This is a genomic window from Actinomadura viridis (genome assembly GCF_015751755.1).
In the GTDB taxonomy this organism is placed as follows: domain Bacteria; phylum Actinomycetota; class Actinomycetes; order Streptosporangiales; family Streptosporangiaceae; genus Spirillospora; species Spirillospora viridis.
Genome location: NZ_JADOUA010000001.1, coordinates 7,953,645 through 7,968,703 on the forward strand (window position 1 = coordinate 7,953,645; position 15,059 = coordinate 7,968,703).

A 15,059-nucleotide genomic window follows, 5' to 3' on the forward strand; every position below is an offset into this window, starting at 1 on the left:
TGCCGGAACGGCCACCGCGCGGTCACCGTCGTCCGTGTCGACGACGGGACCGCGCGGTGGCCGCTGCTCACCGGCTCCGGCCGGCCGTGGGGTCAGGCCGAGGCCGCCTCCCGGATGGTGGTGAGGGCTTCGTCGAGGGAGAGGACGTCGGCGTACTTGGCGTCCAGATCCAGCAGGTTGGCCTCGTGCAGGCGGCGGTCGCGGTCGCCGCAGGCCTCGTCCACCACCAGCGGGCGGAACCCGTGCTGCAGCGCGTCGGTCGCGGTGGCCCGGACGCAGCCGCTGGTGGTGAGCCCGCAGATCAGCAGGGTGTCGATGCCGGACGCGGTCAGCGTGGCCGCCAGCGACGTGCCGTGGAACGAGCTGGCGTACTGCTTGGTGACCACGGTCTCGCCGGGACGGGGGGCGGCCCCCTCGGCGAAGTCGCCGAGAGGGCTTCCCTCCTCGAACACGCCGAGCGCGGGGATCTTGCGGCGGAACAGGCCGCCGTCCGCGCCGCCCGGCCGGTAGCTCACCCGGGTGAACAGCACCGGCAGCCCGGCCGCCCGGCCCGCGCCGATCAGGGTCACGGCGGCGGCCACCGCGTCCTCGACCGGGGCGCGCAGCGGCGACCCGTCCACCAGGTAGGCGCGGACGAGGTCCACCACCAGCACCGCCGGGGACCGGCCGCAGCCGAGGCCCTGCCCGAACCCCGAGGCGCGGTAGCCGGCGGCGAGATCCTCGTTCACCGGCGGTGGCCCAGCGCGGCGGCGGACCGGACGTCGACCGGCGGGCGCGGCGCGGGCAGGCCGGTCTCCTCCTCGCAGCGGGCGAGGATCTGCTCCAGCGGCGGCCCCATGTCGAAGACGGGGACCTCGGTGCGCTCGGCGGCCAGCCGCGCCCGCAGCGCCTCGGTCGCCTCCTCGTCGAGCACGCCGTCGGCGGTGCAGACCACGCCGTACCCTTCGCGGGCGCCTTCGGCGGTGACCAGGCCGCGCAGCACCTCGGTCGCGACCAGGTCCGCGGGACGCGCCAGCGGGTCGCCCCACCCGCCGCCGCCCCACGTGACGAAGTGCAGCACGTCGCCCGGCGCGACCGGGATGTCATGGCACTTGCTGGGCAGCACCTCGTGGGTGCCGTCCGCCCGCTGGATCCACTTGCGGCCCCGCTCGCCCGGCCGCCCCCCGTTCACTCCCCACGGGTAGGTGAGCCAGCGGTCGTCGTGGATCGCGATCGTGCCGGGCTCCTCGAAGTGGTAGGCGACGTCGACCCCGTTGCCGCCCCGGTGCAGGCCGGCGCCGCCGGAGTCGGCGATCGTCTCCCACCGCTCGACGCGCAGCGGGTAGTACGACTCCAGGTACTCGCAGGGGATGTTGCGGAACGACGGCCACAGCGAGTGCCCGTCCGGGCCGTCCCCGACCGGGCGTCCCGGCACGCCGCCGAAGCCGATCGAGTACAGCTGGAACCACTCGCCCTCGCGCGGCCCCGACGTGCGGTGGCCCGAGTACATGAAGTGCGGCGAGGACGAGAAGCCGGCCGCGTTCAGGATCTCCGGGTTCGTCTGGCCGAGCAGCCCGCCGAACAGGTCGAACACCCGGCCGATGCCGTGGTTGCGGGCGTTCAGCGCGGCGGGGTGGCGCGGCTTCCAGAAGGAGTCCTCGGGGATCGTCACGTCGATCAGCGGGTAGAAGCCGTCGTTCCACAGGATCTGCGGGTCCGCGACGGTGATCACGTAGATCCCGAAGAACATCCGGACGAGGTTCTCGTTGATGAAGTAGTTCACCGGCCCGACGGCCTGCGGGGCGGCGTGCGAGAAGTCCAGATGGATCTTCTCGCCCGTCCGGGTGAGCGAGATCTTCAGCTCGTACGGGCCGTACCCGCAGCCGTCGTCGCAGATGTAGTCGGCGAACTCCAGCGTCCGGCCGTCCTCGAACAGGGTGGCCAGCAGCACCTTCATGGCCTGGAGGTTGCGGTCGAGCAGGGCGTCCAGCGCGGACAGGTACGTCTCGACGCCGAACCGGTCGCACAGCTCGGAGACCCGCCGGGCGGCCGTGGTGCACGCGGCGACCAGGCCGTTCAGGTCGGCCCGGTTCCAGTCGGGCATGCGCACCTGGTTGAGGATGATGCGCAGCGCCGGCTCGTTCAGCACGCCGCCCTCGTACAGCTTGAACGGCGGGACGACCACGCCCTCCTCGTAGATGGTGCGGGCGTCGGCGGGCATCGAGCACGGCGTCTTGCCGCCCACGTCCGACATGTGCCCGAACATCGAGGACCAGCCGACCAGCCGCCCCTCGTGGTAGATCGGCACCACCAGCAGCCAGTCGTTGGCGTGGCTGATCGCCGCGCCGCACGCGTACGGGTCGGACGTCATCAGGATGTCGCCCTCGCCGATCGTGCCGTCGAAATGGGCGAGGAAGTCGGGGACCGAGAGCCCGAACTGGCCGACGACCATCTTCCCGGACGGGTCGGCGATCAGCGGGAACTCGTCGTGCTGCTCGCGGATGCCGGGGGACAGCGCGGTGCGGAACAGCACCTCGTCCATCTCGTACCGGGCGTTGCGGAGCGCGTTCTCGATGATGTCCAGGGTGACCGGGTCGACCTCGACCCGGCCGGCCGGCGCGGTGTTGGTCTGCAGGATCTCGGCCATCAGCCCTCCTCGTTCAGCGGACGGATCAGCAGGCTGCCGCTGGGGTGCACGGTCGCGGCGTGCCCGGCCAGCACCAGGGTGGTGGAGTCCATCTCGACCACCACGGCCGGTCCGGCCACGACGTCACCGGCGAGCAGCCTGGAACGGTCGTAGATGCGGGCGGGCGTCGTGGCGCCGTCCATCCACACCTCGGTCTCGCGGACCAGCGCGGCGGACGGGTCGCCGGTCCCCTCCGGCAGGGTGCGCCAGGCGACCTCGGGGCGCGGCCCGCTCACCGTGACCCGCAGGTTGATCACCTCGCGCTCGTTGCCGAGCAGGAAGGAGAACAGCCGCTCGTGCTCGGCGTCGAACAGGGCGCCCAGCCCGTCCAGGAGGTCGCCGTCGACGGTCGCGCGGTCCACCTCGACCGGGATCTCGAAGCCCTGCCCGTGGTAGCGCAGGTCGATCTGGTACGTCGCGGTCTGGCTCTCGCGGGGCACGCCCTCCGCCTCCAGCCGCCCGGCGGCGGCGTCGGCCAGCTCGGCGAGCGCGGCGCGCAGTTCGGCGTCGTCGAGGGTGGAGAAGCGGCGCACCATCGTCCGGGCGCTCTCGTCGCGCGGGCAGGTGGTCGCGTCCCCGTAGGCGCACAGGACGCCCGGCGACGGCGGCACGATCACCGGCCAGGAGCCGGTCAGCCGGCCGAGCGCGTTGGCGTGCAGCGGGCCCGCGCCGCCGAACGACATCAGCGCGAAGTCGCGGGGGTCGTAGCCCTGCTGGACGCTGATCAGGCGGAGCGCGCCGAGCATGTTCTCGTTGACGATGTCGATCACGCCGGCCGCCGCCGCCTCGATGCTCGGCAGGCCCATCGCGTCGGCGATGGTGCGCATCGCCTTGCGGGCGGCCTCGACGTCCAGCGAGATCTCCCCGCCGGCGAGCTGCCGCGGCAGGTAGCCGAGGACGACGTTGGCGTCGGTGACCGTGGGGTCGGTGCCGCCCGTCCCGTAGGCGGCCGGGCCGGGGTCGGCGCCCGCCGACCGCGGGCCGACCCGCAGCGCCCTGGTCAGCTCCGGGACGTGGGCGATCGAGCCGCCGCCCGCGCCGACCGTGCGGACGTCCACGCTGGTGGCGCGGACGGTGAGGTCGCCGACGGTGGTCTCCCGGCCGATCCGGGGACGCCCGCCGAGCACCAGCGCCACGTCGGTGGACGTGCCGCCCATGTCGAAGGTGAGGAAGTCGGAGAACCCGGCCTGCTCGGCGAACCAGGCCGCGCCCGTCACGCCGCCGGCCGGGCCGGACAGCAGCAGCGACACCGGGTCCTCGGCCGCCTTGGCGGCCTTGATCAGCCCGCCGTCGCTGCGCAGCACCGACAGCGGCGCGTCGATCCCGCTGCCGGTCAGGGACCGGTCCAGGTTGCTCACGTAGCGGGACACCTCGGGCTGCACGTAGCTGTTCGCCACGGTGGTGACGGTGCGCTCGTACTCCCGCATCTCCGGCAGGACGTGGCTGGACAGCGACACCGGCACGCCGGGCAGCTCCTCGGCGGCCAGCTCCGCCACCCGCCGCTCGTGCTCGTCGTTCGCGTAGGAGTTGATCAGCGAGATGGTCAGGGCCTCGATGCCGGCCCCGCCCAGCCGGCGCAGCTCCGCCCGCGCGCGCTCCTCGTCCAGCGGGGTGACGACCGTGCCGTCCGCGGCGATCCGGCCGGGGATCTGCACGGTGTGCTCCAGCCGGGCCAGCGGCTCCGGCTTCGGCCAGATGATCCAGCCGGCCAGGCCGCCGGGGACGAACGACCGGGCGATCTGCAGGACCTGCCGGAACCCCTCGGTCGTCACCAGGCCGACCCGCGCGCCCCGGCCCTGCAGGATCGCGTTGGTCGCCACGGTGGTGCCGTGCAGGACGTGCGCCACCTCGTCCATCTCGATCCCGGCGTCCCGGCACACCTTGCGGATGCCGTTGAGCACGCCCTCCGACTGGTCCGCCGGAGTGGACGCCGTCTTGGCGCGGTGGCTGAGGCCGGTCTCCTCGTCGACGAGGAGCACGTCCGTGAACGTGCCCCCCACGTCGACGCCCAGTCGATATCCCATTCCTGCTCTCCCGGTGCTGTGCTCAGATGACGCCGCGCTCGGACGGCGCGGCGATCTCGTGGACACGGTCCACGGCACGGGCCATCCGAACGCCCTCCGATCGATTGCATGCAACATAGGTGGAATGTGGCCCCGGACACAAGAGACTTCCCTGAAAGATCCTGTGGACGCGCCAAGGTTGCATACAAGGAACGGATGTGGCGGGCGTCGAACTGACCGGGACGGCTCGGCCGGGAGCGCCGGGTCATGCGGGAATGCCGGCGCTCCCGGCCGGCCACCGGGCCGTACGGACCCGAGAGGTCAGGCGCGGGTCAAGGAGGTCAGGCGCGGGTCATGGTCGAGGCGTATCCGCCCCCGCCCGGGTAGACCCATTCGCCGGTGACGGTGGTGCCGTCGGCGTCGAAGGTGCCTGCGTAGTAGGCGGGGCTGCCCTTGGCGCCGGCCCAGATGGTCAGCTTGTCGCCGGCCAGCTCGTAGACGTAGTCGAAGGTGTTGCCGGCCGAGTCGTAGTACCGCGACACCACGTCCGCCCCCACGGGCTCGCCGAACGGGCGGAGGTTGCCGATCACCTCCATGCCGGTGACGGGCTCGCCGAACTGGGTGAGGTCGACGTGCTGGAGCAGGAAGCAGCGGCCGGGCATCCACTCGTACCGCACGGTCCCTTCGGCGCCGCCGGTGACCGTCCAGGTGCCGGCCAGGCGGTCCAGGGCCCGCAGGTCCGGGGTGGGCTGCTGGATCTCGGACATCTCGTCCTCCTCTGTCGTGGGTGTTCGGCGGGTACCTCGGAGCGGCGGGACCGGTCCGGACGCGGAGCGGGAGTGATGTGGATCACATCGCGGACGTGTCGAGATCTCCGTCCCGGCCCCGAGGTAGCGGCGAGACCCCACTGACATGGAGGAAGCCATGGCCACCGTCCCCGCCACCACCGCCGTCCGAGGCTCCGGCCGCCTGCTGATCGCCGGTGCTGCCGCCGGGCCGCTGTTCTTCGCCTCGGCCCTCACGCAGATGGTCATGCGCGAGGGCTTCGACATCACCCGGCACCCGATCAGCCAGCTCGCCACAGGCGGGCCCGGCTGGATCCAGATCACCACGTTCGTGGTCGCGGGCCTGGGCGGCCTCGCCCTGGCCGCCGGCGTCAAGCGCACGATCACCGGCGGTGTCGGCCGCCGGGCGCTGCCGGTCCTCATCGGGATCTTCGGCGCCGGGCTGATCGCCGCCGGCCTGTTCCCGATGGATCCGGAGAACGGCTTCCCGGCGGGCACCCCGGAGGGGCCGGTCGCCCAGATGTCCTGGCACGGCGTAGCGCACTCGGCCGCGGCCGCCGTCGCCTTCACCGCACTCGCCGTCGCGGCCATCGTGCTGGCCGTCCGGTGCGTCCGCCGGCGGGCCGTGCCGGCGGCCGTGCTGAACGGCGCCGCCGCGCTCGTCCTGCTGCTGCCCATGTCGCCGGATCACATGAGCCTGCAGATCGCGGCGAACGGCGCGGTCGCGTTCACCTGGACGACCGTGCTCGCGCTGTCCCTGCGCCGCCGCCACGCCTGACCTGCGCGGACCGCATACACTCCGGCCCGCGGGCCATGGAAGCCGATCAAGGGGAAGACCACCGTGAAGTACCTCCTGCTGAGCTACACCCCCAGCGCCGCCTGGGACGCCGCGACCGCCGACAGCCCGTCGGAGGAGGCTCTGGCCGCGTTCGCCGAGTACCAGAAGTTCGAACGGGAGCTCATCGAGACCGGCGAGTTCGTCACCAGCGAGGGTCTCGGGCACCCGGCGGTCGGCACCACGGTCCGCAGGACGGCGGACGGCGTGGTCGCGACCGACGGGCCGTTCGCCGAGCTCAAGGAGGTCCTGGCCAGCTTCGCCGTGATCGACGTGGCCGGCCGGGAACGCGCCGTGGAGATCGTTTCGCGGATCGTCGAGGTGCTGGGCGAGCCGATCGAGATCCGGCCGATCATGAGTGCGGACTTCGCGGCATGACCGACGACATCGAGCGGCTGCTGCGCACGGAGGCGCCGCAGGTGCTCGGTGCCCTGGTGCGGCGCTTCGGCCGCTTCGACATCGCCGAGGACGCGGTGCAGGAGGCGCTCCTGGCCGCCGGCCGGGACTGGCCGGTCCACGGCGTACCGGAGAACCCGCGGAGCAGGCTGATCCGGATCGGCTACCGGCGGATGGTCGACATGCTCCGCTCGGAGCAGGCCCGGCGGCGGCGCGAGCACGAAGCCGGGATGACCGAGCTGGCCATGCAGGAGCCCGCCCGCCGGCCGGGCCCCCCGCAGGAGACCGACGACAGCCTCACCCTGCTGATGCTGTGCTGCCACCCGGCGTTGAGCACCACGTCCCAGGTCGCGCTCACGCTGCGCGCGGTGGGCGGGCTGACGACCGCCGAGATCGCCCACGCCTACGGCACGACCGAGGCCACCATGGGAGCGCGGATCGGCCGCGCCAAGCAGCGGCTGGTCCGCGCCGGAGCCCGTTTCACCCCGCCGGCCGGCGCCGACCAGGACGAACGGATGGCCGCCGTGACGCAGGTGCTCTACCTGATCTTCAACGAGGGCTACACGGCCACGGCGGGCGACGAACTCGCCCGCGTCGACCTGACCCGCGAAGCGATCCGGCTGACCCGCATGCTCCACGCCTCCCTCCCCGGCGACGGGGAGGTGACCGGCCTGCTGGCGCTGATGCTGCTCACCGAGTCCCGGCGCACCGCGCGCACCAACGGCGACCACGAGCTGGTGCCGCTGGACGAACAGGACCGGACCCGGTGGGACCCCGACCTGATCCGCGAGGGCACCGAACTGATCGACGGCGTCTGGAATCGCGGCGCGGCAGGCCCCTACCGCCTGCAGGCGGCCATCGCCGCCGTGCACGCCGCGGCCACGTCCCCGGGACGGACCGACTGGCCGCAGATCGCGATGCTGTATCTCTGGCTCGAACGCCTCGCTCCCACCGCGCCGGTCCGGCTCAGCCGCGTGGTGGCGGTGGCCCAGGCGTACGGGCCGGCCCGCGGCCTGGCGCTCCTGGACGACCTCAACAGGCGCCACCACCTGGACCGGGATCCGCTCACCCGGCAACGCGAACGCGCCGTGCGCGCCCACCTTCTCCACCTGACCGGCGACACCGCCGGCGCCGCCGCCCTGTACCGCCAGGCGGCCGGCCTGACCGGCAACAGGGTCGAACGGCGCTACCTGCTCGACAAGGCCGGCCGTCTCGGCTGACCCCGCGATGCCCTGCGGCTTCGTGGTGGGGCCGGAGACCCCGTCAGCGGAGCACCTCGGTGACCTCCCCGGAGAACATGACGGTGGACGCGACGTCGTAGGTCGCCGCGTCCTCGGCCGCGGCCTTCATCTCCGGGCTGCCGAGCGCGGTCGTGAGGGCTCCGGCGTCCTCGAACCACAGTTCCGCGACGAGGTAGGGGCCGTCGCCTCCGAGCGGGCGGGGCCGCGACAGGGTGAACGACCTGATCCCGGGCAGGGCGCGGACGAGCGGTACGTGCACGCTCTGGTAGCGCTCGTCGAACGCCGCGGGGTCGGCGGGGGAGAAGTACTGAACGGTCAGACGGTGCATGTCAGGCCTCCGGTGCCGATTCGGCGGGCCAGGTCTTGGCCACGAGCGTGAGCACATCGTAGGTGGCCACCGGCGCGCCGTCCTGGTTCGTCACGACGGCGTCCCAGCGGACCTCGCCGTAGTCGGCGCCCGAGCGCGGGGTGATCTGCTTGACGGTCAGCGTCACCGCGATCGCGTCGCCGGCCTTGACCGGCGTGAGGAAGCGCAGCGCGTCGACGCCGAAGTTCGCCAGGACGGGCCCGGGGGCCGGGTCGACGAAGAGGCCGGCGGCGAGGGACACGACCAGGTACCCGTGGGCGACGATGCCGCCGAACAGCGGGTTGCGCGCGGCGGCCTCGGCGTCGGTGTGCGCGTAGAACGTGTCGCCGGTGAACTCGGCGAAGTGGCCGATGTCCTCCAGCGTGACCGTCCGCGGCGCGGAGGCGATCGTGTCGCCGATCCGCAGCTCGGCCAGGGACCTGCGGAAGGGGTGGACGTCCGGCTCGGTGCGCGCGGCGCCCGCCGTCCACCGCCCGGTGACGGCCGTGAGCAGGTCGGGGGACGCCTGGACGGCGCTGCGCTGCATGTGGTGCAGGACCGCGCGGACGCCGCCGAGCTCCTCGCCGCCGCCGGCGCGTCCCGGCCCGCCGTGGACGAGGACGGGCAGCGGCGAGCCGTGCCCGGTCGACTCCCCGGCGTCGTCCCGGTCCAGGACGAGGACGCGGCCGTGCCAGGGCGCGAGCCCGCGCACGACGGTCCGCGCGACCTCGGGGTCGTGGGTGACGACGGACGCGGCGAGGCTGCCCTTGCCGCGCGCCGCGAGCGCGATCGCCTCGTCCAGGCCGTCGTAGGTGAGGACGGTGCTCACCGGGCCGAACGGTTCCACGTCGTGCGGCTCCGTGGCGCCGGGACGGGCGCGCAGCAGGAGCGGGGTCATGAACGCGCCGCGCTCGGCGTCGCCGTCGAGCAGGGCCGCGCCCGCGGGATCGCCGAAGGCGACCTCCGCGGTGGCCCGGAGCGCGTCGACGGCCTTGCGCACTTCGTCGCGCTGGCCGAGGCTGGCGAGCGCGCCCATGCGGACGTCCGGGTTGCGCGGGTCGCCGACGCTCACCTTCGCGAGGCGCGCGGCGAGCGCGTCGATCACCGTCCCGGCCATCGGCCCGGGGACGAGCACCCGGCGGATGGCCGTGCACTTCTGCCCCGCCTTGACCGTCATCTCGGTGACGACGCCCTTGACGAACAGGTCGAACTCGGGGTCGCCGGGACGGACGTCCGGCCCGAGGACGGAGCAGTTGAGGGAGTCGGCCTCGACGCCGAGCCGGACGCCGCCGTCCAGGACGTTCGGGTGGCGGCGCAGGATGCCCGCGGTGTGCGCGGAACCGGTGAAGGCCACCGAGTCCTGGACGGTCAGCTCGTCGAGCAGCCCGGCCGGACCGCCCGCGAGGAGCTGGAGCGTGCCCTCGGGGAGGATCCCCGACTCGATGATCTGCCGGACCGCGAGCTCGGCGAGGTAGGCGGTCTGGGCGGCGGGCTTGACGATCGAGGGCAGCCCGGCGAGGAACGCCGGGGCGAGCTTCTCCAGCATCCCCCAGACCGGGAAGTTGAAGGCGTTGATCTGGACCGCGACGCCCGGCCGGGAGGTGTAGAGGTGCTGGCCGACGAACGTGCCGCCCTTGCCGAGGCGCTCCAGGCCGCCGTCCAGGACGACGGTGTCGTTCGGAAGCTCCCGCACCCCCTTGCTCGCGTAGCTGAACAGGGTTCCGATGCCGCCGTCGACGTCGACCATCGTGTCCCGCGAGGTGGCGCCCGTCCGCACCGACAGCGCGTACAGCTCCTCCTTGCGCGCGGTCAGGTGCTTGGCCAGCGCCTTCAGCAGCGCGGCCCGCTCGTGGAAGGTCAGGGCCCGCAGGGCGGGGCCTCCGGTCTCGCGGGCGTGCCGGACCATCGCGGCGATGTCCGGCCCCCGGCCGGAGAAGCGCGCGACCTCCTCACCGGTGGCGGCGTCGAGCAGGGGCTCCCCGTCGTCGGCGGCCCGGAACCATCGTCCGGCGGCGTAGCTCTCCAGCAGCGGGCTCACGCTTGCTCCTCTCTCGCGGCGGTCCTCATCAGGTGTTGCGCACGGGCGTCCGTCCATGTCACGGTATTACTGACCGAAGGATAAGTAAATAAGACCGAGGTCTTCGGAGGGACGATGACGACGACGCCGGTGGAACCGGAACGGGAGGAGGGGCTGCAGGCCGCCTTCGACGCGACCATCGCGCGCGGCGACCGCGTCGAGCCCCGCGACTGGATGCCCGACGCCTACCGCCGGACGCTCGTCCGGCAGATCGCCCAGCACGCGCATTCCGAGATCATCGGCATGCAGCCCGAGGGCGCCTGGATCGGCCGCGCGCCGTCCCTGCGGCGCAAGGCGATCCTGCTGGCCAAGGTGCAGGACGAGGCCGGGCACGGGCTGTACCTGTACTCGGCGTGCGAGACCCTCGGCGTGTCCCGCGCCGAGCTGACCGAATTGCTGCTGGCCGGCCGGCAGAAGTACTCCTCGATCTTCAACTACCCGACCCCGTCCTACGCCGACGTCGGCACGATCGGCTGGCTCGTCGACGGCGCCGCGATCTGCAACCAGGTGCCGCTGTGCCGCACGTCCTACGGGCCGTACGGCCGCGCCATGATCCGCGTCTGCAAGGAGGAGTCGTTCCACCAGCGGCAGGGCTACGAGCTGCTGATGACGATGATGCGGGGGACCGGCGAGCAGCGCGCGATGGTGCAGGAGTCGGTGGACCGGTTCTGGTGGCCGTCGCTCATGATGTTCGGCCCGCCGGACGCGGACTCGCCCAACAGCGCGCGGTCGATGGCGTGGGGCATCAAGCGGAACTCCAACGACGAGCTCCGGCAGAGGTTCGTGGACATGACCGTCCCGCAGGCGGAGGCGCTCGGGGTGACGCTCCCCGACCCCGACCTGCGCTGGAACGAGGAGCGCGGCCACTACGACTTCGGCGAACCCGACTGGGACGAGCTCGCCGCCGTCATCCGCGGCGACGGCCCGTGCAACGCCCAGCGGCTGGAGCACCGCCGGGCCGCCCACGAGGACGGCGCCTGGGTGCGCGAGGCGGCCCTGGCGTTCGCGGACCGCTCGGCCTCCGCGGACGGCACGGCCCCCGCGGACCGTTCGGTGCCCGCGGACCGGTCCGCCCGGGCGGGTGCCCGGTGAGCGCCGACCGGCGGGAATGGCCGCTCTACGAGGTGTTCGTCCGCGGCAGGCGCGGCCTCAACCACGTCCATGTCGGGTCGCTGCACGCCCCCGACGACCAGATGGCCCTGCGCCACGCCCGCGACGTCTACACCCGGCGCAACGAGGGCGTGAGCATCTGGGTCGTGCGCGCCGACGCCGTCACCGCCTCCAGCCCCGACGAGAAGGACCCCCTGTTCGCGCCGAACGGCGACAAGGTCTACCGGCACCCCACGTTCTACGAGATCCCCGAGAACGTTCCCCACATGTGAAAGGCGGGCCACCGTGAGCGACGACCATGACAGCGTCTTCGCCGGCCTGATCGGCGGGGACTCCTCGCAGTGGGCGTTCGGCACCGACTTCGAGGACCCCCTGGCCGGTGTCGACACCACCGTGCCCGGCGGCGTCGACCGCGCCGATCTCGCCGCCTACTGCCTCATGCTCGGCGACGACGCCCTGATCATGTCGCAGCGGCTCTCGGAGTGGTGCAGCCGCGCGCCCGACCTCGAAGAGGACATCGCGCTCGCGAACATGGCGCTCGACCTCCTCGGCCAGGCGCGCCTCCTCCTCGCCCGGGCCGCCGCCGCCGATCCCGGCGTCGTCCCCACCATGCCCGAGGGCTCACCGGTGCCCGCGGAGGACGCGCTGGCCTTCTTCCGCGACGCCGGAGGGTTCCGGAACGTGCGGCTCGCCGAAGTGCCGAACGGCGACTTCGCGCACGTCGTCGTCCGGCTGCTGCTGTTCTCGGTGGTCCGGCTCGCCCTCTTCGAACGGCTCCGCGCGAGCCGCGACGGCGTCCTGGCCGCCGTGGCGGACAAGGGCGTCAAGGAGGTCGCCTACCACCGCGACTGGGCGGGCCGCTGGTTCCTCACCCTCGCGCAGGGCACCGCCGAGTCGCGCCGCCGCCTCCTCACCGCCCTCACCGAACTGTGGCCGCTGCGCGAGGAACCGCTGTCCGCGCACGCGGTCGAACTCTCCCTCGCCCGGGCCGGGGCCGGGGTCGACCCCGCCTCGCTCCGCGACGAGGCGGACGCCGTCCTCGACCAGGTGCTCGCCGTGAGCGGCGTCGACCGCCCGGCCCCCGCCTCGCCCGCCGGTGCCGCCACGGCGGGCCGCGACGGCGCGCACACCGAAGCCCTCGACCGGCTGCTCGCCGAGATGCAGGTGGTCGCCCGCGCGCACCCGAGCGGGCGCTGGTGAGCACCCGCGAAGGCGCCCGGGCCCTTTCCCGGGCACGGGAACGCGCCGCCGAGGCCGCCGCGCGGGTGCGCGACCCGGAGATGCCGATGCTCACCCTCGCCGACCTCGGCGTCCTGCGCGCCGTCGAGATCGAGCGGGACGCGCGCGGCGACGAGACCGTCATCGTCTCGATCACGCCGACCTACACCGGCTGCCCCGCCATGGCCACGATGCGGGACGACCTCGTCCACCGGCTGAACGACGCCGGGTTCCCCCGCGTCGAGGTGCGGGTCGTCCTCTCCCCGCCCTGGTCCACCGACTGGATCTCCGAGCGCGGCCGGGCCGCGCTGCGCGAGGCGGGACTGTCGGCCCCCGGCCCCGCGCCCCGCCCGGCCGGCCCCGTCCCGCTCACCCTCGGACCGGCCAGGCCCGCCCCGCCCTGCCCCCGGTGCGGCTCCGCGGCGACCCGGCTGACCTCCGAGTTCGGCGCCACCGCCTGCAAGGCGCTCTACCGCTGCACCGGCTGCCTCGAACCGTTCGAGCACGTCAAGGAGATCTGACATGACCACGCTCGCGCCCCGCGCCGCGCCGGCCCGGTCCGCCGCGTTCCACCCGCTGACCGTCGCGGCGGTGGACCGCCTGTGCGAGGACGCCGCGGCGATCACGTTCGCCGTCCCCGGCGAGCTGCGCGAGGCGTACGCGTTCCGGGCCGGGCAGTCGCTCACCCTCCGCCGCCACGTCGGCGGGCGGGAGGAGCGCCGGTCCTACTCCATCTGCGCGCCGGCCGGCGAGGCCCCGCGCATCGGCGTCCGCGAGATCCCCGGCGGGCTCTTCTCCTCCTGGCTCGTGCGCGAGGTGAGGCCGGGGACGCGGATCGAGGTGCAGACCCCGACGGGTTCCTGGCAGGCCGACCCGGCGCGGGGCGAACGGCACCTGTGCATCGCCGCCGGATCCGGGATCACCCCGATGCTGTCGGTCGCCTCCACCGTCCTCACCCACCCCGAGAGCCAGGTCTCCCTCCTGTACGGCAACCGGACGAGCCGCACCGTGATGTTCGCCGAGGAGCTCGGCGACCTGAAGAACCGGTACGGCCCCCGGCTCCAGACCGTCCACGTGCTCTCCCGCGAGCCGCGCGACGCCGAGCTGCTCTCCGGCCGGCTCGACGGTGACCGGCTGCGCCGCCTGCTCACCGGCCTCGTGCCCGTCGAGGTCTTCGACCACGTCTGGCTCTGCGGGCCGCTGCGGATGGTGGAGGACGCCCGTACGGTGCTCGCCGGCCTCGGCGTCCCCGCGGACCGCGTCCACGTCGAGCTGTTCTACGTGGACGCCCCGCCACCGGAGCCGCGGCGCCGCGAGGACGGGGTGCCCGGCGCGACGAGCGAGCTGACGATGGTCCTCGACGGCCTGCGGACGACCTCGGCCGTCTCCCGGGACGCGACGCTGCTCGACTCCGCCCAGGCGACGCGCTCCGATCTGCCGTTCGCCTGCAAGGGCGGCGTCTGCGGGACGTGCCGCGCGCTCGTCCGCGAGGGCGAGGTCGACATGCGCCGCAACTACGCCCTCGAACCGTCCGAGGTGGACGCCGGGTTCGTCCTCACCTGCCAGACGTTCCCGGCCGGCGACCGGGTGACCGTCGACTACGACGCCTGAGGGAAGGCCATGACGAACCTGATCATCGAGGAAGGGGCCGACCGGGTCGTGTGGCGGCTCAACCGCCCCGAGGCCCGCAACGCGATCGACCGCGAGATGGTCGCCGCCCTGCACGAGGCGTGCGCCGCCGTCGAGGAGGAGCCGCGGGTCGTCCTCCTGACCGGCGAGGGCCCGGCCTTCGCCGCCGGGGCGGACATCGCCCAGCTCCGCGAACGGAACCGGGACGACGCCCTCCGCGGCATCAACTCGAAGATCTTCGACCGGATCCACCGGCTGCCGATGCCGACCATCGCCCTCCTCGACGGGTACGCGCTCGGCGGCGGGGCCGAACTCGCCTACGCCTGCGACTTCCGCATCGGCACGCCCCGGACCCGCATCGGCAACCCGGAGACGGGCCTGGGCATCCTCGCGGCGGCCGGCGCGGCCTGGCGCCTCGCCGAGCTCGTCGGGGAGCCCCTCGCCAAGGAGATCCTCCTCGCGGGCCGCGTCCTCAACGCCGACGAGGCGCAGACCGTACGCCTGCTCAACGAGGTCGTGGAGCCCGCGGACCTGATCGCCGCCGGCCACCGTCTCGCCGACCGCGTCACCGCGCAGGCCCCGCTCGCGACCCGTCTCATGAAGGCCGTCTTCCACGCCCCGCGAGACGCGCACCCCCTCGTGGACGACGTCGCGCAGGCGGTCCTGTTCGAGACCGAGGAGAAGCACGCCCGCATGACGGCGTTCCTGGAAAGGCGTCAGGGACGGAACCGATGACCGGACCGCCGCGCACCGC

Annotated in this window: 15 protein-coding genes; 9 read left to right on the forward strand and 6 right to left on the reverse strand. The window is 73.6% G+C overall.

Annotation, left to right across the window (positions count from 1 at the left end; all coding sequences use genetic code 11):
* Positions 1–92: 92 nt before the first annotated feature.
* The 4 genes from IW256_RS36130 to IW256_RS36145 form a co-directional block, all read right to left on the reverse strand.
* On the reverse strand, positions 93–728 hold the full coding sequence (locus IW256_RS36130; RefSeq protein ID WP_197015224.1) for an isochorismatase family protein: 636 nt from the start codon (positions 726–728) through the stop codon (positions 93–95).
* Positions 725–2,626 (reverse strand): hydantoinase B/oxoprolinase family protein, encoded by a 1,902-nt coding sequence (locus IW256_RS36135; RefSeq protein WP_197015225.1) that lies wholly within the window; start codon positions 2,624–2,626, stop codon positions 725–727. Before IW256_RS36135 ends, IW256_RS36130 begins: the two co-directional genes overlap by 4 nt.
* On the reverse strand, positions 2,626–4,689 hold the full coding sequence (locus tag IW256_RS36140) for a hydantoinase/oxoprolinase family protein (protein WP_197015226.1): 2,064 nt from the start codon (positions 4,687–4,689) through the stop codon (positions 2,626–2,628). Before IW256_RS36140 ends, IW256_RS36135 begins: the two co-directional genes overlap by 1 nt.
* A gap of 320 nt (positions 4,690–5,009) precedes the next feature.
* A complete protein-coding gene (locus IW256_RS36145; RefSeq protein WP_197015227.1) occupies positions 5,010–5,435 on the reverse strand; it encodes a hypothetical protein in 426 nt (141 codons plus the stop codon).
* A gap of 157 nt (positions 5,436–5,592) precedes the next feature.
* Here IW256_RS36145 and IW256_RS36150 point away from each other — a divergent pair, with 157 nt between their 5' ends.
* The 3 genes from IW256_RS36150 to IW256_RS36160 all read left to right on the forward strand — a co-directional run bounded on the left by IW256_RS36150 (position 5,593) and on the right by IW256_RS36160 (position 7,904).
* Complete coding sequence (locus IW256_RS36150; RefSeq protein WP_197015228.1) at positions 5,593–6,231, forward strand: DUF998 domain-containing protein; 639 nt, start codon at positions 5,593–5,595, stop codon at positions 6,229–6,231.
* A 63-nt stretch (positions 6,232–6,294) separates the two neighbouring features.
* Positions 6,295–6,666 (forward strand): YciI family protein, encoded by a 372-nt coding sequence (locus tag IW256_RS36155; protein WP_197015229.1) that lies wholly within the window; start codon positions 6,295–6,297, stop codon positions 6,664–6,666.
* Positions 6,663–7,904, forward strand: a complete 1,242-nt coding sequence (locus IW256_RS36160; RefSeq protein ID WP_197015230.1) for an RNA polymerase sigma factor — start codon at positions 6,663–6,665, stop codon at positions 7,902–7,904. The genes IW256_RS36155 and IW256_RS36160 overlap by 4 nt, the downstream gene beginning before the upstream one ends.
* A 43-nt stretch (positions 7,905–7,947) precedes the next feature.
* Here the strand turns inward: IW256_RS36160 and IW256_RS36165 are convergent, their stop codons facing one another.
* Both IW256_RS36165 and paaZ read right to left on the reverse strand, forming a co-directional pair.
* Positions 7,948–8,253, reverse strand: a complete 306-nt coding sequence (locus tag IW256_RS36165) for an EthD family reductase (RefSeq protein ID WP_197015231.1) — start codon at positions 8,251–8,253, stop codon at positions 7,948–7,950.
* Position 8,254: 1 nt separating this feature from the next.
* Entirely contained in the window at positions 8,255–10,309 is a 2,055-nt protein-coding gene (gene paaZ, locus IW256_RS36170) for a phenylacetic acid degradation bifunctional protein PaaZ (RefSeq protein ID WP_197015232.1), read from the reverse strand.
* A gap of 114 nt (positions 10,310–10,423) precedes the next feature.
* On the opposite strand from paaZ, the gene paaA reads away from it, so the two are divergent.
* Genes paaA through IW256_RS36200 form a run of 6 tightly spaced genes read left to right on the forward strand, consistent with a single transcriptional unit; the run spans position 10,424 to position 15,040 of the window.
* Positions 10,424–11,440: a 1,2-phenylacetyl-CoA epoxidase subunit PaaA gene (gene paaA, locus IW256_RS36175; protein WP_197015233.1), complete on the forward strand. Its 1,017-nt coding sequence runs from the start codon at positions 10,424–10,426 to the stop codon at positions 11,438–11,440.
* Positions 11,437–11,730, forward strand: coding sequence for a 1,2-phenylacetyl-CoA epoxidase subunit PaaB (gene paaB, locus IW256_RS36180; protein WP_197015234.1), 294 nt, complete (start codon positions 11,437–11,439; stop codon positions 11,728–11,730). Before paaA ends, paaB begins: the two co-directional genes overlap by 4 nt.
* Positions 11,731–11,743: 13 nt before the next feature.
* A complete protein-coding gene (gene paaC / locus IW256_RS36185) occupies positions 11,744–12,658 on the forward strand; it encodes a 1,2-phenylacetyl-CoA epoxidase subunit PaaC (RefSeq protein ID WP_197015235.1) in 915 nt (304 codons plus the stop codon).
* The gene (paaD, locus tag IW256_RS36190) at positions 12,652–13,197 is read left to right on the forward strand and encodes a 1,2-phenylacetyl-CoA epoxidase subunit PaaD (protein ID WP_420535460.1); all 546 of its coding nucleotides are present in this window, start codon (positions 12,652–12,654) and stop codon (positions 13,195–13,197) included. Before paaC ends, paaD begins: the two co-directional genes overlap by 7 nt.
* Before the next feature lies 1 nt (position 13,198).
* Positions 13,199–14,287 carry a 1,2-phenylacetyl-CoA epoxidase subunit PaaE gene (paaE, locus tag IW256_RS36195; protein ID WP_197015236.1) on the forward strand — a complete coding sequence of 363 codons (1,089 nt, stop codon included), beginning with the start codon at positions 13,199–13,201 and terminating at the stop codon, positions 14,285–14,287.
* A gap of 9 nt (positions 14,288–14,296) precedes the next feature.
* Complete coding sequence (locus IW256_RS36200) at positions 14,297–15,040, forward strand: enoyl-CoA hydratase/isomerase family protein (RefSeq protein WP_197015237.1); 744 nt, start codon at positions 14,297–14,299, stop codon at positions 15,038–15,040.
* Positions 15,041–15,059 lie beyond the last annotated feature (19 nt).

Excerpts from the sequence above, each read along its gene's own strand:
- IW256_RS36135 (WP_197015225.1), bottom strand. The coding sequence starts at position 2,626 with ATGGCCGAGATCCTGCAGACCAACACCGCGCCGGCCGGCCGGGTCGAG.
- IW256_RS36140 (WP_197015226.1), bottom strand. The coding sequence starts at position 4,689 with ATGGGATATCGACTGGGCGTCGACGTGGGGGGCACGTTCACGGACGTG.
- IW256_RS36145 (WP_197015227.1), bottom strand. The coding sequence starts at position 5,435 with ATGTCCGAGATCCAGCAGCCCACCCCGGACCTGCGGGCCCTGGACCGC.
- IW256_RS36150 (WP_197015228.1), top strand. The coding sequence starts at position 5,593 with ATGGCCACCGTCCCCGCCACCACCGCCGTCCGAGGCTCCGGCCGCCTG.
- IW256_RS36160 (WP_197015230.1), top strand. The coding sequence starts at position 6,663 with ATGACCGACGACATCGAGCGGCTGCTGCGCACGGAGGCGCCGCAGGTG.
- IW256_RS36165 (WP_197015231.1), bottom strand. The coding sequence starts at position 8,253 with ATGCACCGTCTGACCGTTCAGTACTTCTCCCCCGCCGACCCCGCGGCG.
- paaA (WP_197015233.1), top strand. The coding sequence starts at position 10,424 with ATGACGACGACGCCGGTGGAACCGGAACGGGAGGAGGGGCTGCAGGCC.
- paaE (WP_197015236.1), top strand. The coding sequence starts at position 13,199 with ATGACCACGCTCGCGCCCCGCGCCGCGCCGGCCCGGTCCGCCGCGTTC.
- IW256_RS36200 (WP_197015237.1), top strand. The coding sequence starts at position 14,297 with ATGACGAACCTGATCATCGAGGAAGGGGCCGACCGGGTCGTGTGGCGG.